The 17,971-nt window shown below is 74.5% G+C and carries 20 protein-coding genes; 11 read left to right on the top strand and 9 right to left on the bottom strand.

The window, feature by feature from the left end; all coding sequences use genetic code 11:
• Positions 1-125: 125 nt before the first annotated feature.
• Positions 126-1,409 (top strand): vanadium-dependent haloperoxidase, encoded by a 1,284-nt coding sequence (locus OG553_RS28985; RefSeq protein ID WP_405981780.1) that lies wholly within the window; start codon positions 126-128, stop codon positions 1,407-1,409.
• Here OG553_RS28985 and OG553_RS28980 read toward each other — a convergent pair.
• Positions 1,394-2,023, bottom strand: coding sequence for a YigZ family protein (locus OG553_RS28980; protein WP_405981779.1), 630 nt, complete (start codon positions 2,021-2,023; stop codon positions 1,394-1,396). The two genes, OG553_RS28985 and OG553_RS28980, sit on opposite strands and share 16 nt — an antisense overlap.
• A 116-nt stretch (positions 2,024-2,139) precedes the next feature.
• Between OG553_RS28980 and OG553_RS28975 the strand changes: the two genes are divergently transcribed.
• Complete coding sequence (locus OG553_RS28975) at positions 2,140-2,544, top strand: CoA-binding protein (RefSeq protein WP_405981778.1); 405 nt, start codon at positions 2,140-2,142, stop codon at positions 2,542-2,544.
• A 3-nt stretch (positions 2,545-2,547) separates the two neighbouring features.
• On the opposite strand, the gene OG553_RS28970 is transcribed toward OG553_RS28975, so the two are convergent.
• Positions 2,548-3,141 (bottom strand): helix-turn-helix domain-containing protein, encoded by a 594-nt coding sequence (locus OG553_RS28970; protein ID WP_405983169.1) that lies wholly within the window; start codon positions 3,139-3,141, stop codon positions 2,548-2,550.
• Positions 3,142-3,250: 109 nt separating this feature from the next.
• Between OG553_RS28970 and OG553_RS28965 the strand changes: the two genes are divergently transcribed.
• Entirely contained in the window at positions 3,251-4,117 is an 867-nt protein-coding gene (locus OG553_RS28965) for an EamA family transporter (protein WP_405981777.1), read from the top strand.
• 7 nt (positions 4,118-4,124) lie between these two features.
• Here the strand turns inward: OG553_RS28965 and OG553_RS28960 are convergent, their stop codons facing one another.
• Positions 4,125-4,871, bottom strand: a complete 747-nt coding sequence (locus OG553_RS28960) for an acyltransferase (protein ID WP_405981776.1) — start codon at positions 4,869-4,871, stop codon at positions 4,125-4,127.
• Positions 4,872-5,016: 145 nt separating this feature from the next.
• Between OG553_RS28960 and OG553_RS28955 the strand changes: the two genes are divergently transcribed.
• Positions 5,017-5,574, top strand: coding sequence for a gamma carbonic anhydrase family protein (locus OG553_RS28955; RefSeq protein ID WP_405981775.1), 558 nt, complete (start codon positions 5,017-5,019; stop codon positions 5,572-5,574).
• A gap of 27 nt (positions 5,575-5,601) precedes the next feature.
• Here OG553_RS28955 and OG553_RS28950 read toward each other — a convergent pair whose 3' ends face one another.
• Positions 5,602-6,282: a DedA family protein gene (locus tag OG553_RS28950; RefSeq protein WP_405981774.1), complete on the bottom strand. Its 681-nt coding sequence runs from the start codon at positions 6,280-6,282 to the stop codon at positions 5,602-5,604.
• Positions 6,283-6,535: 253 nt separating this feature from the next.
• A complete protein-coding gene (locus tag OG553_RS28945) occupies positions 6,536-6,988 on the bottom strand; it encodes a DUF4442 domain-containing protein (RefSeq protein ID WP_405981773.1) in 453 nt (150 codons plus the stop codon).
• 96 nt (positions 6,989-7,084) lie between these two features.
• Here OG553_RS28945 and OG553_RS28940 point away from each other — a divergent pair, with 96 nt between their 5' ends.
• Together OG553_RS28940 and OG553_RS28935 are read left to right on the top strand one after the other, a co-directional pair.
• Entirely contained in the window at positions 7,085-8,125 is a 1,041-nt protein-coding gene (locus tag OG553_RS28940; protein WP_405981772.1) for a hypothetical protein, read from the top strand.
• A gap of 104 nt (positions 8,126-8,229) precedes the next feature.
• Entirely contained in the window at positions 8,230-9,531 is a 1,302-nt protein-coding gene (locus OG553_RS28935; RefSeq protein ID WP_405981771.1) for an MFS transporter, read from the top strand.
• Here OG553_RS28935 and OG553_RS28930 read toward each other — a convergent pair.
• The 3 genes from OG553_RS28930 to tuf form a co-directional block, all read right to left on the bottom strand.
• Positions 9,518-10,309, bottom strand: a complete 792-nt coding sequence (locus OG553_RS28930) for a spermidine synthase (protein ID WP_405983168.1) — start codon at positions 10,307-10,309, stop codon at positions 9,518-9,520. The two genes, OG553_RS28935 and OG553_RS28930, sit on opposite strands and share 14 nt — an antisense overlap.
• A 67-nt stretch (positions 10,310-10,376) precedes the next feature.
• Entirely contained in the window at positions 10,377-11,219 is an 843-nt protein-coding gene (locus tag OG553_RS28925; protein WP_405981770.1) for a patatin-like phospholipase family protein, read from the bottom strand.
• 103 nt (positions 11,220-11,322) lie between these two features.
• Positions 11,323-12,504: an elongation factor Tu gene (gene tuf / locus OG553_RS28920; protein WP_405981769.1), complete on the bottom strand. Its 1,182-nt coding sequence runs from the start codon at positions 12,502-12,504 to the stop codon at positions 11,323-11,325.
• Between the two features lie 474 nt (positions 12,505-12,978).
• On the opposite strand from tuf, the gene OG553_RS28915 reads away from it, so the two are divergent.
• The 5 genes from OG553_RS28915 (at position 12,979) to lnt (ending at position 17,056) form a co-directional block, all read left to right on the top strand.
• A complete protein-coding gene (locus tag OG553_RS28915) occupies positions 12,979-13,695 on the top strand; it encodes a TVP38/TMEM64 family protein (RefSeq protein ID WP_405981768.1) in 717 nt (238 codons plus the stop codon).
• Positions 13,696-13,743: 48 nt separating this feature from the next.
• Positions 13,744-14,622: an undecaprenyl-diphosphate phosphatase gene (locus OG553_RS28910; protein WP_405981767.1), complete on the top strand. Its 879-nt coding sequence runs from the start codon at positions 13,744-13,746 to the stop codon at positions 14,620-14,622.
• Between the two features lie 117 nt (positions 14,623-14,739).
• Positions 14,740-14,916, top strand: coding sequence for a hypothetical protein (locus tag OG553_RS28905; RefSeq protein WP_405981766.1), 177 nt, complete (start codon positions 14,740-14,742; stop codon positions 14,914-14,916).
• A 68-nt stretch (positions 14,917-14,984) separates the two neighbouring features.
• Positions 14,985-15,446, top strand: a complete 462-nt coding sequence (locus OG553_RS28900; protein WP_405981765.1) for a nuclear transport factor 2 family protein — start codon at positions 14,985-14,987, stop codon at positions 15,444-15,446.
• A 65-nt stretch (positions 15,447-15,511) separates the two neighbouring features.
• Positions 15,512-17,056, top strand: a complete 1,545-nt coding sequence (gene lnt / locus OG553_RS28895; protein WP_405981764.1) for an apolipoprotein N-acyltransferase — start codon at positions 15,512-15,514, stop codon at positions 17,054-17,056.
• Here lnt and OG553_RS28890 read toward each other — a convergent pair.
• Positions 16,995-17,906 (bottom strand): Gfo/Idh/MocA family protein, encoded by a 912-nt coding sequence (locus OG553_RS28890; protein ID WP_405981763.1) that lies wholly within the window; start codon positions 17,904-17,906, stop codon positions 16,995-16,997. The two genes, lnt and OG553_RS28890, sit on opposite strands and share 62 nt — an antisense overlap.
• Positions 17,907-17,971: the final 65 nt, after the last annotated feature.

The following is a 17,971-nucleotide window of genomic DNA, read 5'->3' as shown; positions in this document are numbered from 1 at the left end:
CGCCGGGCCCGGAGCGGGCCGTGTGTTGCGGGACCGTGGCGGCTGTGCGAAACCTCCGTGGCCGAACTCCGGTGGCGGCTTCGGGCACTTGTAGGGCCCGGCGGCCCGCTGGTTGGCTTCGCGGCATGCCGCTCTCCGGACCCCCGCGCATCCGTCCCGCGCTGCTCGCCGCCGGCTCCGCCGCGCTGCTCGCGCTCACCGCCGCCGTGCCCTCGGCCGCGGCGCCCCCGACGTCTTCCCCGGCCGCCGGGTCGGTGGTGCTCGACTGGTACGACGCCACCGCGCGGACCGTCGCCGCCGCGGCCGCCCCGGCCCAGATCACCAACAGCCGCACCTGGGCGATCGGCTGGACGGCCGCCGCCCGCGCCGCCCGCGAGGCCCCCGGCGGGCCGGGCCGGAGCCGGTTCCAGGACGCGGCCGTCGCCTCCGCCGTGCACGACGCGCTGGTCGCGCTCGCCCCGTCCCGCAGGGCCGACCTCGACGCGGCCCTCGCCGCCACCCTCGGCGGGATCCCGGACGGGCCCGCCGAGGAGCGGGGGGTGGCGGCCGGGGCCCGGCAGGCCGCGGCGCTGCTCGCCGACCGTGCCGGGGACGGCCTGGACCCGGCCTCGTCCAACGCTCCCTTCGCCGTGCCCGGAGCCGCTCCGGGCGTGTGGCAGCCCACCCCGGACGGGTACGCGCCGGCCGCGCAGTACGGGAACCGGCTCGGCCGGCCCTTCCTGCTGGAGCGCGCCGACCAGTTCCGGCCGGGGCCGCCGCCCGCGCTGGACTCCCGCCGCTACCGGGCCGACCTCGCGGAGGTGCGCGCGTACGGTTCGGCCGACAGCACGGTGCGCACGCCGCGCCAGACGGAGACGGCCACCTTCTGGTACGGGGGCTCGCTGACCCTGTTCACGGAGCCGCTGCGGGTGGCCGTGGCCCGCTCGCACGGTTCGGCCGCCGACCGGGCCTCGCTGGTCGCGCTGTTCCACGCGGCTTCGGTCGACACGCAGATCGCGACCTCCGACGGCAAGTACACGTACGTCCGCTGGCGGCCGGTGACGGCGATCCGGACCGGGGCGATCGACCCCGACCCGGCCTGGCGGCCCCTGCACCAGACCCCCGCGCACCCGGACTACCCGAGCGGCCACGCCACGTACGCCGGTGCCGCGCAGACGGTGCTGGACGCCCTGGTGGGGCCGGTGACGGCGCCGTTCGGGATCACCAGCCCGACCGCGCCTGGGGTGAGCCGGACCTACACGGCGTGGAGCGGGCTCACCCGGGACAACGTGGACGCCCGGGTCTGGTCCGGGATCCACACCCGCAGCGCCGACGAGGCGGGCGTGCGCCTGGGCGAGGCGGTCGCCCGCCACGCCCTGCGCAACGCGGACCGGCTGCTCGGCGGGCGCGGGGTTCAGCCGTCGCCGTAGGCCTCGCCGCCGAGTTCGAAGCCCGCGGTGCCGGCGGTGACGTCGGCGAGCCAGGCCCTGAAGGCCTCGACGTCCGTCTCGGGGAGGCCGATCTCGATGGAGACGGCCTCCCCGTAGCGCACGTCCAGTACGGCGCGGCCGGTGGAGCGCAGGTCGTTCTGGGTCTTGCCGGCGCGCTGGTGGTCGACGGTGACGGTGGCCAGCCGGTAGCGGTGGCGGGTGACGGTGCCGAGGGCGTCGAGCGCTTCGCCGACGACGCCGCCGTAGGCGCGGATGAGCCCGCCGGCGCCGAGCTTCACGCCGCCGTAGTAGCGGGTGACGACGGCGACCGCGTACCGGATGTCGCGCCGGGTCAGCATCTGCAGCATGGGCACTCCGGCGGTGCCGCCGGGCTCGCCGTCGTCGCTGGCCTTCTGGACGGAGGCGTCGGCGCCGATCACGTAGGCGTAGCAGTTGTGCGTGGCGGTGGGGTGTTCCCTGCGGACGCGCGCGATGAACTCCTGCGCCTCCTGTTCGGTCGCGGCGGGCGCGAGCGAGCACAGGAACCGCGATCGGTTGATCTCCGCCTCGTGCGTCCCCTCACGGGCCACGGTCACGTACTGGTCTGCCTTCACCGCTCCACCCTACGGGGAACCGGAACGGGGAATCGGACGGGTGTCCGCGCCGTTGATCCTGCCGGACGGACCGGCGGGACGAGCCCGTCGGACGGCCCCGGCAGGAGGCGGCGCACGTGTACGGCGACCAGGCGACCATCCGCAAGATCCTCACCGAGCTCGGTGACACCTGGGCCGTGGTGGGCCTGTCCAACAACGAGGACCGGGCCGCCTACGGGGTGGCGAAGGTGCTCCAGCGGTACGGCAAGCGCGTGGTGCCGGTCCACCCGAAGGCGGAGACGGTGCACGGCGAGCCGGGGTACCCGTCGCTGGAGGCGATTCCGTTCAAGGTGGACGTGGTGGACGTCTTCGTGAACAGCGCGCTGGCCGGCCAGGTCGCCGACGACGCGGTGGCCGCCGGCGCCGAGGCCGTCTGGTTCCAGCTCAACGTGGTCGACGAGGCCGCCTTCGCGCGGACCCGCGGGGCGGGGCTGGAGATGGTGATGGACCGCTGCCCCGCCATCGAGATCCCCGCCCTGTAGCGCTCACGGCTGCCGGCCGCCCGCGCCCTGGACCGGGGGGATGGAGACGGCCATGGTCATCACCATCGGAACGGGGCCCTCGTTGCGGTAGGCGTGCGGGAGGTTCGCCTCGAAGGAGACGGCGCCGCCCGCCGGGACCACGTACCGGTCGTCGGCGAGGTCGAGGGTGAGTTCCCCGGCCGTGACGTGGAGCATCTCGAAGGTTCCGGCCGGGTGCGGGTCGGAGGCCGTGCCGTCCCCGGCCTCCAGGCGGTAGGTCCACATCTCCACCGGCCCGCGCCGGTCGTCGCCGAGCAGCATGTGCGCCTCGCTGCCCTCGCCGCTCGACCACATCCGCACTCCCTGCCCCGGCATGACCACGTGGGCCTGCGGCCCCCGGTCGTGGTCGAGGAGGGTGGTGATGCTGACCCCGAGGGCGTCGGCCAGTTTGACCGTGGTGCCCACGCTGGGGTTCGTACGGGCCTGCTCGATCTGGATGATCATGCCGCGGCTGACTCCCGCACGGGCGGCCAGCGCGTCCAGCGTGAAGCCGCGCTCGCCGCGCCACCGCTTGAGGTTGCGGGCGAGCGCCTGGGTGAGCTGTTCGAGGTCCGACACCATTCCGTCCAATATTCTGGATGACACAGTCCAACAGACTGAACTAACCTGCGGTGTATTCGATGCTGCACTCCACCGTTCACCGCACTGTACTGCGAGGCCCCCTGCCATGACCGCCATCTTCGCCCTGGCCACAGCCGTCCTGTGGGGCCTCGCAGACTTCGGCGGGGGGCTGCTGACCCGGCGGATACCGGCGCTCACGGTACTGGTGGTCTCGCAGGCCACCGCGGTGGTCGTGCTCGGCGCGGTGGTGCTCGGCACCGGCGCCTGGAGCGAGGCCGGGCCCCAGCTGTGGTTCGCGGTGGCGGCGGGCCTGGTCGGACCGGCGGCGATGCTCGCCTTCTACAAGGCCCTGGCCCTGGGGCCGATGGGCGTGGTCTCCCCGCTCGGCTCCCTCGGCGTGGTCGTGCCGGTAGGAGTGGGGCTGGCCGTGGGCGAACGCCCCGGCCCCGGCCAGTTCGCCGGCATCGCGGTGGCCGTCGTGGGCATCATCCTGGCCGGCGGGCCCGAGCTGCGCGGCGCCCCCGTGCAGCGTCGGGCGGTGGTGCTGACCCTCGTCGCGGCCTTCGGCTTCGGCGCGGTCATGGCCCTGATCTCCGAGGCCTCCACCACCCTGCCCGGGCTGTTCCTCGCCCTGTTCGTCCAGCGGGTCACGAACGTCACCGTCGGCGGCGTCGCCCTCCTCGCCCAGACCCGGCGCGGCGTCCCGGCGCTGCCGGAGGGCACCGGCCCGCGCGTGCTGTGGAGCATGCTGCCCGCCCTGGCCTTCGTGGGCCTCGCCGACGTCGCGGCCAACGGCACCTACTCCCTCGCCGCCCAGAGCGGCCCCGTCACCGTGGCCGCCGTGATCTCCTCGCTCTACCCGGTGGTGACCGCGTTCGCCGCCTTCGTCGTGCTCAAGGAGCGGCTGCGCAGCGTCCAGGCGGCGGGCGCGGGCCTGGCCCTGGCGGGCACCGTCCTCCTCGCCGCCGGCTGAGACCGGCTCAGGACTGCTCGGCCTCCGCCAGCAGGGCCAGCCCGCGCAGCTGCTCGGGCGTCATCCCGTCGGGGATCGGCACCGGCGCGGGCGTGCGCAGCGGCGGCTGCCAGCCGGTCTCCGGCTCCCAGCGCCGCACGATCCTGGCGGGGGCCCCCGCCACCACGGCGTGGTCGGGCACCTCACCCCGTACGACGGCCCCCGCGGCCACCACGACGTTGCGGCCCAGCTTCGCGCCGGGCAGGACGACCGCCCCCGTGCCCAGCCAGCAGCCCGGCCCGATCTCCACCGGGGCGCTGCGGGGCCACTGGCGTCCGACGGGCTCGTGCGGGTCGTCGTAGCTGTGGTTGGTGGAGGTGATGTACACCCCCGGCCCGCAGAAGGTGTCGTTGCCGATGGTGATCCGGGCGTCGGCGATGACGTGGCTGCCGCGGCCGAGGACCACCCCGTTGCCCAGCACCAGGACCGGGTCCGCGCCGAGGTCGAGGTCCGGCATCATCCCGGCCGTCAGGGTGACCTGCTCGGCGATGATGCAGTGCCCGCCGAGCCGGATCCAGCGCTCGCCGAAGACGGTTCCCTGGGGGAAGGCGAGCCGGGTGCCCTCGCCGATCGCACCGAAGCGCAGCCGGCCCGGGTGCTCGGCCGTGACCGCCCCGGCCCGCTGCATCCAGCGCCAGCCGGCGTGCACCGCGCGGCTGGCGATCCGGCCGCGCAGGGCCGCCAGGGATGAGAACGTGTTCTGGTTCTTCGGCACCCGGCCACGGTAGTGCGCACCGCGCCGGACGTCGGGACCCGGATCCTGTGATCTTCACCCCATCGCGGGGCGGCGGCGTCCCGTGCCCTACGGTGCAGTTGGCGCGGCATCCGGAACCAGCCGGAACCACACGAGGGAAGTGACCATGACGTACCAGCCGAACCAGGCGCACCAGGGGGCTCTCATCGCGGGCGTGGGCGACCGCAAGCCGTCGGTGGACCCGACCGCCTTCACCGCCCCGACCTCCGTCGTCGTGGGCGACGTCACGCTCGGCGCCGGCGCGAGCGTCTGGTACTCGGCGGTGCTGCGCGGCGACTGCGGCCCGATCACGCTGGGCGCGGACAGCAACGTGCAGGACAACTGCACGCTCCACGTGGACCCCGGCTTCCCGGTGTCGGTCGGCGAGCGGGTGTCCATCGGGCACAACGCGGTCGTGCACGGCTGCACGGTGGAGGACGACTGCCTGATCGGGATGGGCGCGACCGTGCTGAACGGCGCCGTGATCGGCGCGGGTTCGCTCGTGGCCGCGCAGGCCCTGGTGCCGCAGGGCATGGTGGTCCCGCCCGGCTCCCTGGTCGCGGGCGTGCCGGCGAAGGTGCGGCGGGAGCTCACCGACGAGGAGCGCGAGGGGATCCGTGTGAACGCCGCGATGTACACGGAGCTGGCGGAGCAGCACCGCGCCTCGGTGACCCCCGGCGCCTGACCTCCCGCCGGGGCGGGGGCTTCGGCGTCAGTCCGAGGCGCCCGCCGGGGCGGGGGCCGCAGCGGTGGCCGGCTCCTGCGCGGGCTGCGCCGCGCGGGCCTCGGCGGCCGCCTTCTTCATCCGGCTGCGCAGGACCAGGGTGACGGTGAGCCCGATCAGCAGGGCGATGACCAGGGCCAGCCAGGAGAACCGCTTCAGCCAGGGCTCGGCGACGATGCCGACGGAGTAGATGACGGCGGTGGTGCCGCCGGCCCAGAGGATGCCGCCGAGGACGTTGGCGACGAGAAAGCGCCAGTAGGGCATCCGCAGTACGCCGGCCAGCGGGCCGGCGAAGATGCGCAGGAGGGCGACGAAGCGGCCGAAGAAGACGGCCCACATGCCCCAGCGGTCGAAGGAGCGCTCGGCCATGGCCACCTGGTCGGGCCCGAAGTGCTTGGGGAACCGCCTGCCGAGCTTCTCCAGCAGCGGTTTGCCGCCGCGGCGGCCGATGGCGTACCCGATGGAGTCGCCGATGATGGCGCCCGCGATCGCGCACAGGCCGAGGACCACCGGGTCGATCTGCCCGTGCTGCGAGGCGAGCAGGGCCGAGCTGACGAGGATGATCTCGCCCGGGAGCGGGATGCCCAGGCTCTCCAGCCCGATGACCAGTCCCACCAGGAGATAGACACTGATCGCCGGGATCTCCTCCAGCCATTCCTGGATGTGCACCGGTACGTCCTCCCTCGTAGCCTCCGGCGGGCCCCCGAGACACGCCGAACGGGCAGCCTATCCGCTCCCCGCCGCGCCCTCCGTCCACAGCGGGCGCACTCGGGACGAACGACCGGCGAACGCTCCGGGTTCCGGCGGCGGGAACGTTCCGGTCCCGGACAGCACGGCGGGAGCGGCCCGCGCCGGACCGCTCCCGCCCCCACTGTGCCGCTCCCGCGGCCCGTTCGCGGCGTGACGCGCCGCGTCGTGCGCCCTACGCGTTCGGGCGCAGCGTCCAGACGACGACCATTTCGCCGGTGACGGCCTCGTCCTCGCGCTGGATGGCGATGGTGACGGGGAACTCGGGGCGGCCGCCCGCGTCGAGCTCGGCCACGACGTCGGCGGCCGGGCGGCCGAGGGTGGCGGTGGCGGTGACGACGCCCTTGGCGAGCTTCTTGTAGCCGATCTCGGCCCTGACGGCCAGCGGCACGGCGCGCGAGAGCTGGTCGCCGAAGGCGGCCAGGACGATGGCGCCGCTCGCGGACTCGGCCAGGGTGAACATGGCGCCGGCGTGCGGGCCGCCGACGTGGTTGTGGAAGTCGGGCTGGTCCGGCAGGCGGACGACGGCGCGCTCCGGGGTGGTCTCCAGGAACTCCAGGTTCAGGGTGCGGGCCATCGGCACCGTCTGGGCGAGCAGTTCGCCCACGTTCATCTGTTCTGCGCTCATGGCACGCGATGTTACCCACGAGTAGGTGCGGTTGGCCAGAGCCTGACGGGGGGCGGACGTGGCTCCTGTCAGCGGCTCCCACTATGGTTACCGGCCATGTGGCCAGGACAGCAGCAGCAGCCCGGGGGAGAGCAGAACCCCCAGGACCCGCGTCAGAACCCGTACCAGCAGCAGCCGGGACAGCCGAACCCGTACCAGCAGCAGCCCCAGCCGGGATTCGGTGAGCAGCAGCCCGGTTACGGATACCCGCAGGCGGGCGGCTACCAGACCCCGCCGCCGGTCCAGCCGTGGGGCAACCCCACCCAGCAGCAGCCCCCGGTGCGGCAGTCCGGCGGCAGCCCCTTCTCCACCCGGACCGTAGCCATCGTCGCGGCCTCCGCGGTCGTCGTGACCGCCGCCGCCACCGCGGCCTTCGTGCTGACCCGGGACGACGAGGGCGCCAACCGGGCCGACGACAAGCCGGCCGCCTCGTCCTCCGCGCCGGTCGCCCCGGTCGCGCCGGCGGCGCCCCCGAGCGGCGGCAACCCGCGCGCGGGCGGTGAGGTCAAGCCGGTGATCCCGGGCTGGAAGGTGGTCATCAACCCGAAGCACGGCACCGCCTTCGACGTCCCGCCGGAGTGGAACGCCCTGGGCTCCGGCGTGATCGCCGGCTTCGAGGACGCGGAGAAGAAGGACGGCTCCCCGCTCGTCACGTTCTCGGCACCGGCCTACCTCAAGGAGGACTGGTGCAAGGTCGACTCCAACAAGGACGGCCGCGACGAGACCACCTCGCTGGCCGGAACCGGCACCAAGGGCGGCCAGGGCGCCAAGGACACCGCCGGGGCGGCGCACAGCGAGGCGGGCACCTGGGTGTTCGCCGCGTACTCGCAGAAGCTGCCCAAGGAGATGGTCAAGTTCTCCGAGACCAAGGAGTACACGACCCTCTCCGGCCTCAAGGGGCACGTGGCGACGGCGACCGTGAGCGGCGTCCCCAAGGAGAACAAGTGCTCCTCGGACGGCAAGAGCATCGCCTTCAGCTTCAAGAACTCCAAGGGTGACTTCGCCAGCTGGGTCCTCTACGGCGCCGCCGGCGTCCCCGGCGAGGTCGACCAGGCCACCTACGAGAAGATCCTCAGCTCCGTCCGCCTCAGCGACTGACCCAGGCCCTCCGGGGCCGGCCACCCCGCACGCCCCCCGGGCCGATCATCCGTTTTCCGTTATTTCGTTTGGATTCTCGGCCCGGGGCAGGGGATAGTCCCGGAGTGACCCCCCACGCCGTCCTCCGGACCCCCCGCCGCCGCCCCGCCTGGGCGGGACGCAACTACAGCCTCCTGACGGGCGCCGCGGTCGTCACCAACCTGGGCAGCCACGGGGCGCTCATCGCAGCCTCCTTCGCCGTGCTCGAAGCCGGCGGCAGCGGCGCCGACGTGGGCCTCGTCGCGGCCGCCCGTACGCTGCCCCTCGTCCTCTTCCTGCTCGTCGGCGGGGCGCTCGCCGACCGGCTGCCGCGGCACCGCGTGATGGTCGCGGCCAACGCCCTCAACTGCGTCTCGCAGGCCGCCTTCGCCGTGCTCGTGCTCGCCGGCGACCCGCAGCTGTGGCAGATGATGCTGCTGACCGCGCTCTGCGGCACCGGCACCGCCTTCTTCAACCCGGCCGCCGAGGGCATGCTCCTGTCCAGCGTCTCCGGCGAGCACGCCAACCGGGCCTTCGCCCTCTTCCGCATGGCCATGAACGGCGCCGGCATCGGCGGCGCGGCCCTCGGCGGCGCGATGATCGCCGCGATCGGCCCCGGCTGGGTACTGGCCGTGGACGCGGCCGCCTTCGCCGTCGCGGGCGCCCTGCGCGCCTTCCTCGACGTCGGCACCACCACCGAGCGGGCTCCCGGCGGCGGCCTGCTGGCGGACCTGCGCGAGGGCTGGGTGGAGTTCCGGACCCGGCCCTGGCTGTGGAGCATCGTGCTCCAGTTCTCCGTGGTCGTCGCCGTCGTGGGCGCGGCGGAGGCGGTGTACGGGCCCCTCGTCGCCCGCGACCAACTGGGCGGTCCGGCCCCGTGGGGCGTGGCCCTGGCCTTCTTCGGCGCGGGCACCATCGCCGGAGCCGTCCTGATGATGGTGTGGAAGCCGCGCCGGCTGCTGCTGGTCGGCACCCTGTGCGTGTTCCCGCTGGCGCTGCCGTCCGCGGGGCTGGCGGTGCCGCTGCCCGTCTGGGGGCTGTGCGCGGTGATGTTCTTCAGCGGCGCCGCGATCGAGGTGTTCGGCGTGAACTGGATGACCACGATGCACCAGGAGATCCCCGAGGAGAAGTTCTCCCGGGTCTCCGCCTACGACTGGTTCGGATCGGTGTCCATGCTGCCGCTCGCCACCGCCCTGGCCGGCCCGGCCGAGACCGCCTTCGGCCGTACCCAGGCCCTGTGGGGGTGCGCCGCGCTGGTGGTGGCCGCCACCGCCCTGGTCCTGCTCGTCCCGGAGGTGCGCCGGATCACCCGCAAGCCCCCGCCCGTGAAGGGTTCCGCCCCGGCCCCGGCGGAGGCCGCCGATCCGGTCGGGGTCACCCGAGACTGAAGGCCCCTTCCGGCGGGGCCGGCGAGGAGACCGCGTCCGCGTCGGCGACCGGACGCGCCCCGCGCATGAACCGGGCGAGCCCCTCCCCCGACTCCACCCGGGCGGGGAAGGCGTCGGCGGCGCACCGCCGGGCCAGGGCGGCCAGCGGCAGCGGGGCGTCCGAGGCCAGCAGCACCGCGTTGCCGAAGCGCCGCCCGCGCAGCACCCCCGGCTCGGCGACGAGGGCCAGCTCCGCGAACACGGCCGCGAAATTGGCCAGCTGGGCCTTGAGGAAGCCGAACGGCGCCCCGTCGGCCAGGTTCGCCGCGTACAGCCCGCCGGGCCGCAGCACCCGCGCCGCATGCCGCGCGTACTCCACCGAGGTCAGCTGGGCCGGTACCCGCGAGCCCCCGAACACGTCGGCGACCAGTACGTCCGCGCTCGTCTCCGGGGCGGCCTCCAGCCAGGCCCGCGCGTCGGCGGCGTGGACCGTCACCCCGGCCCCGGCAGCCAGCGGCAGGTGCTGCTCCACCAGCTCCACGAGGGCGGCGTCGAACTCGACCACGTCCTGCCGGGACCCCGGGCGGGCCGCCGCGGCGTAGCGCGGGAGGGTGAGCGCGCCCCCGCCCAGGTGCAGCAGGTCCAGGGCGGCGCCCGGCTCCGCCGCGCAGTCCAGTACGTGCGCGAGGCGGCGTACGTACTCGAACTCCAGGTGCTCGGGCTCGTCGAGGTCCACGTAGGACTGGGGCGCCCCGTCCACGGTGAGCAGCCAGGCCCGCTCCCGGTCCACGTCCGGCATCAGCTTGGCGGTGCCCTGGCCCACTTCCCGGATCACCGGGATCTGTTCGTCGCTCACCCCACCATTGTCAGGCCGCCCAGACGGCCGCCGCGTCGGCCGCGTGCGCCGCGGCCTGCGCCAGCCCGGCTCGGGCGGCGGGGTCGCGCCGCGCGGGGTCCAGGACGTTGCGCCCGAAGGCCTTGCGGGCCGCCGGGGACGGGGTGATCAGCAGCACTCGGGCGCCCGCCTCCCGCAGCCGGGCCGCCTGGGAGGCGGGCGAGGGGACCAGGGAGGACCCGAGCGCGATCGGCGCGAGGACCACCACGCGCGCGTACCCGGCCGCCAGGTCGGCGTTGGTCGCCGAGCGGACCCCGCCGTCGATGAAGCGGCGCCCGCCGACCGTCACCGGCGGCCAGACGCCCGGTACGGCGCAGCTCGCGGCGACGGCGTCGACGAGCCCGGCGCCGCTCGCCCGGTCGAAGTCGGCCGGGGCCCCGCTGAGCGCGTCGACGGCGGTGACGACGAGCCGGCGCTCGGGCCACTCGTGCGACACGAGCCGCTCCGCCAGCACCTCGCGCCGGGCCGCCTCCGTGCCGGTCTCCGCGGCCAGCGCGAAGGCGCCGACCCGGCGGCGGTACGTCGCGGCGTCCCGGGAGCGCACCATCGCGAGCGCGTGGTGGGCGAAGACCCCCGGGCCGATCCGGGCGGCACGCTCCCCGGACGCGTCGCCGAGCTGGCGCTCGTACAGCTCGCGGGCGGTGAGGCCCGCAGTGAGCTGGGCCCCGACCACGGAGCCCGCCGAGGTGCCGACGACCAGGTCGGCGGTGGTCAGGTCGACCCCCGCCCGGGCGAGCCCGTACAGGATCCCGGACTCCCAGCCGATGCCGGTCAGGCCTCCGCCGCCGAGCACCAGTGCCGTTCCGCCGTCCATGCCGGCCCCCTCTTCCCTCGCTTCCGCGCACGCCCGTGGTGACGGCGGCGGTGACGGCAGTCTGGCAAAGCCGGACCGCCGCCACCACGGCCGGGGCCACGGCCTACCCGAGGACCCCGGTCACCGTGCCCGCGCCGACCGTGCGGCCGCCCTCGCGGATGGCGAAGCCGAGCCCCGCCTCCAGGGGCACGTCCCGGCCCAGCTCGACGGTCATGGTGACCGTCTCCCCCGGCCGGGCCACGCCCGCCGCGCCCAGGTCCACGTCCCCGACCACGTCGGCGGTCCGGACGTAGAACTGCGGCCGGTAGCCGGTCGAGACGGGCGTCGTACGCCCGCCCTCGCGCGCCGAGAGCACGTACACCCGCGCGGTGAAGCGCCGGTTCGGCACGACGCTGCCGGGCGCCGCGACGACGTGCCCGCGGCGCACCCCGTCGCGGTGCACCCCGCGCAGCAGCAGCGCGACGTTGTCGCCCGCCTCCGCGGACTCCATCGGCTTGCCGAAGGTCTCCAGGCCGGTGACCACGGTCTCGACGGGCTCCCCGTCGCCCCCGAGGACGCTGATCCGGTCGCCGAGCCGCACGGTGCCGCGCTCGACGGCGCCGGTGACGACGGTGCCCCGGCCGGTGATGGTCAGGACGTTCTCGACGGGCAGCAGGAACGGCGCGTCGGTGTACCGCACCGGCATCGGCACGTACGTGTCCACGGCGTCGAGCAGCGCCTCGATCGCCCCGGTCCATTGCGGGTCGCCCTCCAGCGCGCGGAGCCCGGAGACCCGTACGACCGGCGCGGAGTCCCCGCCGTAGCCGTGCGCGGAGAGCAGCTCGCGGACCTCCAGCTCGACCAGGTCGGTCAGCTCGGGGTCACCGGCGTCGGCCTTGTTGAGGGCCACCACGACGTGGTCCACGCCGACCTGGCGGGCGAGCAGGACGTGCTCGGCGGTCTGGGGCATGACCCCGTCGAGGGCGGAGACGACGAGGATCGCCCCGTCGAGCTGGGCCGCGCCCGTGACCATGTTCTTCACGTAGTCGGCGTGGCCGGGCATGTCGACGTGGGCGTAGTGCCGGGTGTCGGTCTCGTACTCGACGTGCGTGAGGTTGATGGTGATGCCGCGGCGGGCCTCCTCGGGGGCCCGGTCGATGCGGTCGAACGGCACGAAGGAGGCGCCGCCGCGCTCGGCGAGGACCTTGGTGATGGCGGCGGTGAGGGTGGTCTTGCCGTGGTCGACGTGGCCCATGGTGCCGATGTTGAGGTGCGGCTTGGTGCGGGTGAAGGCCGTCTTGGCCATGATCTCTTCCCGTGGCTCGAAGCTGGATCGGGACCCCTGGATTCAGCCGACCCTCCCCCTGCGGGGTCCGCCGGACGATCCGGGAAGGGTCAGCTTCGTGCGCCGTCGAACGCGGCGAGTGCCGCTGCGGCGAATGCCTCTGCGAGAGCGACGGCCGAGGAGGCGGGGACGGCAGCCTTCGGCGCGTCCGCGACTGCGGACGGCGCTGCGGGGAAGGCGTACCGGGACATGCCGCAGATCCTGCCGGAGGGCGCGGCCGGCGTCGAACGATTTACCGCGGCGTCCGCACCCGGGGAGGGCCGGGGCGACGTCCGGAGCGGCCGGGAACACCCTCCGGCCGAGGAACGGGTGCCGTCCGGAGCGGGCCGGGAAGCACCGGGCGAGGTCCGGAAGACGTCCGGAAGAGGTCCGGACGATGCCTGGATGAGGCCTGGATTACGGCGGGGCGCCATATGTGTCGGTTAGTCTCCCCGGATGTCCCTCCTCCTCGCGCCGATGGCCCGGCTGGCCATGCTCGTCGTGCTGCTGGTCGCGGCCGGGGTCTGCGTACTGCTCTACGAGCCGCAGCGGCTGCTGTCGCAGGGCTGGCCGCCGGGAATCCCGGTGGGTACCGGGGTGCTGCTGTTCGCGGGTGCGTACGGGGTGTGCACGGCCGCGTTCGTGCCACGGCCGCTGCTCAACCTCGCCGCCGGGGCGGTCTTCGGATCCCAGTTCGGGCTGGTGGCCGCCGTCGGCGGCACCGTGGTCGGGGCCGCGCTCGCGTTCGGGCTGGGCCGGGTCATGGGGCAGGAGGCGTTGCGTCCGTACCTGCGCGGGCGCTGGCTGGAGGCGGCCGACGGCCAGCTGAACCGGCACGGCTTCCGCTCGGTGCTGGCGGTCCGGATCTTCCCGGGGGTGCCGTTCGCCGCGGCCAACTACCTCGCCGCCGTCTCCCGCTGCGGCTGGCTGCCCTTCCTCCTCGCGACGGCGATCGGCACGGTGCCCAACACCGCCGCGTACGTGATCGCCGGAGCCAGTGCCTCCTCCCCCGGATCGCCCGCGTTCCTGGCCTCCTTCGGCTTCATCGCGGTCTCCGGGGCGGTCGCGGCGGCGGTCGCCTGGCGCAAGCGGCACCGGCTGGCGCCCGGCGCCGCGGCCGAGCCCGTCCCCGGGCACCCCCCAGTGGTCACGGCGGCTCCCCACGGGCCCTAGCATCGGACCCGAACTGCCCGACGATCACAAGGACGAGCGCACCCCGACATGAGCTGGTTCGAATCCCTAATCCTCGGTCTCGTCCAAGGGCTTACGGAGTTCCTCCCGATCTCCTCCAGCGCCCACCTGCGGCTGACCGCGGCTTTCGCCGGCTGGCACGATCCGGGTGCCGCCTTCACGGCCATCACCCAGATCGGCACCGAGGCCGCCGTGCTGATCTACTTCCGCAAGGACATCGGGCGGATCATCTCCACCTGGTTCCGCTCGCTGTTCACCAAGTCGCTGCGTTCCGAGCAGGACGCCAAGATGGGCTGGCTGGTCATCGTCGGCTCGATCCCGATCGGCGTCCTGGGCGTGGCGTTCAAGGACCAGATCACCGGCCCCGCCCGTGACCTGCGGCTGACCGCGACCACCCTGATCGTGATGGGCCTCGTCCTCGGCTTCGCCGACTGGCTGGCCTCGCGCGACGAGGAGGGCGGCCGGCACCGCGTGGTCAAGCAGCGCAAGACGCTCCGGGAACTGGGCGTCAAGGACGGCCTGATCTTCGGTCTGTGCCAGGCGATGGCACTGGTCCCGGGCGTCTCCCGGTCCGGTGCGACGATCTCCGGCGGTCTGCTGCTGGGCTTCACCCGCGAGGCGGCGGCCCGGTACTCCTTCCTCCTGGCCATCCCGGCGGTGCTGGCCTCCGGCGCGTTCGAGATCAAGGACGTCATCGAGAGCCCCGGGCACATCGTCTGGGGCCCGACGATCTTCGCCACGGTGCTCGCGTTCTTCGTCGGTTACGCGGTCATCGCCTGGTTCATGAAGTTCATTTCCACCAAGAGCTTCATGCCGTTCGTGATCTACCGGATCCTGCTCGGCATCGCCCTGTTCATCCTCATCGGCACGGGCGTGCTCAGCCCGCACGCGGGCGAGTCGGGCTCCTAGCCCGGCCGGCCCGACCATGGCCTGAACTCGACGCGGGGGCCGCCCGGGAACGTTCCCGGGCGGCCCCCGCGTCGTTGTCCCCGCAGAGACCTGAAGGCGAACAGCAGGGGGTGTCCCATGGGCCGCGTGGTACTGGAGCGTTTTCCGGCGGGAAGTCCGCGGGGGAGCTGGCCGGCGGAGGAGTACGCGGCCCAGCGCATGCGCGAGGGCGTGCCGGCGGAGGTGGTGATGGACCTGGCGACCGACGCGTTCCTCGTCGTGCTCCGGCAGCGGGAGGCGCATTCCGGTCACTGATCCGCACCGTACGGACCGGTGACCGCACGCCTCTTGGCCTCGTGGCCCCGCAGCCCCACACTGACCCGATGACGCAGCGTGTGGACCTGGCGACGGTGATGGACCGGCTCGCCATCGACGAGGTGGTCTCGGGGTACGCGGCGGCCGTCGACGACGGGGACTGGGCCGCCTACCGCGCCCTGTTCACGCCCGCCGGACGCGCCGACTACGGCTCGGCGGGCGGGGTCGAGGGCCCGGCCGCGGAGGTCGCCGACTGGCTCGCGGAGACCATGCGGCTCTTCCCGGTGCGCCAGCACCTGATCGTCAACCGGGTGATCCGGCTGGAGGACCGGGGCGGATACCCCGGGGACTCTGCGGAGGTCCGGGCGGACTTCCTGAACCCGATGCGGCTGGCCGGCCCCGACGACCCGGACACGGCCCCCAACTTCGTCGCGGCCGGACGCTACTCCTTCGCCCTCGCCCGCACCCCGGACGGCTGGCGGCTCACGGGCGTCACGGTCCACGAGAAGTGGCGCCGCACGTCGGCCTGAGCGGCCCCCGGGCCCCGGGCCGCGCCCGGCCGGGGGCGGTCCCACACTGGAAGCGGAGGCGCCTCATGCTGCTCGCGAAGCGGACCCGGTGGTGGCGTGCGGCGGCCGCGGTGGCCGCCGGCGCGCTGCCCTGCCTCGCCTTCCCCGCGCCGGGGCTGTGGTGGTACGCGTACGTCGCCCTCGTGCCCTGGATGCTGCTGCTGCGCTCCGCCCCCACCGGGCGGCGCGCCGCGCTGGAGGGCTGGCTCGGCGGTGCGGGCTTCATCGTCGCGGTGCACCACTGGCTGCTGCCCAGCCTGCACGTGTTCCTGGTCCCCCTCGCCGTGCTGCTGGGGCTGCTCTGGATCCCCTGGGCGCTGCTGGTGCGGGAGCTGTTCGGCGGGGTGCCGGGCCCGGGCCGGGCGGCGGCCGGGCTGGTCCTCGTACCGGCGGGCTGGCTGCTGTCGGAGCTGGCCCGGTCCTGGCAGGGGCTGGGCGGGCCGTGGGGGCTGCTCGGGGCCAGTCAGTGGCAGGTGCCGCCGGCGCTGCGGCTGGCCTCGGTGGGCGGGGTGTGGCTGGTGAGCCTGCTGGTGGTGGCGCTGAACTGTGCGGTGGTGCTGCTGGTGGCGGTGGAGCGGGCGCGGGTTCCGGCGGTGGCCTCGCTGGCGGGGTGCGCCGTGCTGACCGGGGTGGTGTGGCTGTGGCTGCCGCGGCCCGAGGTGTCGGGCGGGCTGCGGGTTGCCGTCGTACAGCCCGGCCCGGTCGGCGGGGCGGACGGTGCGGAGCGGCGGTTCGACACCGGGGAGCGCCTCACCCGGGACCTGGCGGGGACCCGCCCCGACCTGGTGGTGTGGGGCGAGAGCAGTGTCGGCGCGGACCTGGCGGCGCGGCCCGACCTGTCGCGGCGGCTGGCGGCCCTGTCGGCGGAGCTCGGCGCCCCGCTGCTGGTCAACGTGGACGCCCGGCGCTCGGACCGGCCCGGAATCTACAAGAGTTCGGTGCTGGTCGGCCCGGAGGGCCCCACCGGCGACCGGTACGACAAGATGCGGCTGGTCCCCTTCGGCGAGTACGTCCCGGCCCGCTCGGTGCTGGGCTGGGCGACCTCGGTCGGCAAGGCGGCGGGCGAGGACCGGATGCGCGGCGCCGCCCCCGTGGTGATGGCGCTGCCGGACGGCGTGCGGCTGGGCCCGCTGGTGTGCTTCGAGTCCGCCTTCCCCGACATGAGCCGGCACCTGGTCCGCGAGGGGGCCGGGGTGCTGGTCGCGCAGTCGGCGACCTCGACCTTCCAGGACAGCTGGGCACCGGCCCAGCACGCCTCCCTGGCCGCCCTGCGCGCCGCCGAGACGGGCCGCCCGGTGGTGCACGCGACGCTGACCGGCGTGAGCGCCGTGTACGGCCCCTCGGGCGGCCCGATCGGGCCCGCCCTGCCCACCTCGGCGAGCACGGCGGCCGTGTACGAGGTGCCGCTCGCCCGGGGCACGACCCCCTTCGTCCGCTTCGGGAACTGGCCCGCGGGCGCCTCCCTGGCCGTGCTCGGCCTCTACTGCGCGGCCAGGGGCGTGCGGGCGGTCAGGCTCGGGAGGCCTGCTCCAGAGCCGTCAGCACCACCCGCTCGCACAGCTCGTGGGTGAGCAGGGCGTCCCGGGCGCTGAGCACCTTGCCGCCCTCCACGGCCTCCAGGAAGGTGTCCACGGCCTGTTCGATGCCGCGCTGGCGGGCCACGGAGACCCAGTCCCCGCGGCGGCGCACGGTGGGCTGGCCCCGGTGGTCGACGACCTCGGCGAGGTTGACCACCTGGCGCTTGGAGTCCTGGCCGGACACCTCCAGGACCTCCTCGGCGGACCCGGACCGCCGGTTCATGATCCCCAGGGCGGTGAAGCCCTCGCCGGACATCTGGAGCACCACCTGGGACATCAGCCCCTCGCGCACCACGGCCCGGACGTCGACGTGGTCGGCCTCGCCGGGCAGCAGGAAGCGCAGGGTGTCGACGACGTGGATGAAGTCGTCCAGGACCAGGGTGCGGGGGTCCTCGGGCAGCCCGACCCGGTTCTTCTGCATGACGATCAGGTCGCGCGGGTGGTCGGCGCAGAGCGTGTAGCCGGGCGCGTGGCGGCGGTTGAAGCCGACGAAGAGGCCGACCCCGAGCTCCTCGGCGCGTTCCACCAGGCGCCGCGAGTCGGCGAGCTCGTAGGCCAGCGGCTTGTCCACGAAGGTCGCCACGCCCGCCTCCAACAGCCGTTCCACGATCGCCGGATGGGTGTCGGTCGGGGCGTGCACGAAGGCCGCGTCGAGGCCTTCGGCGAGCAGGGAGTCCAGTGTGGAGTGGCGGCGCTCCGCCGGTACGCGGTGGACTTCGCCGATCCGTTCGAGGGTGGCCGGGGTACGGGTCTGCAGGTGCAGCTCGACCCCGGGACGGGTGGTGAGGACGGGCAGGTACGCCTTCTGCGCGATGTCGCCGAGTCCGATGACGCCGACCTTCACCGGGAGCCTCCTGGTATGTGCCGTATGGGACAGCGGCAGCTTAATCCCTGGTGGGAGGGGGCGCG

Origin of the sequence: Streptomyces sp. NBC_00158, assembly GCF_045160885.1 — a bacterium.
Taxonomy (GTDB): domain Bacteria; phylum Actinomycetota; class Actinomycetes; order Streptomycetales; family Streptomycetaceae; genus Streptomyces.
Note: the sequence above shows the minus strand (reverse complement) of the source record. Positions and strands in the feature narration are given on the sequence as shown.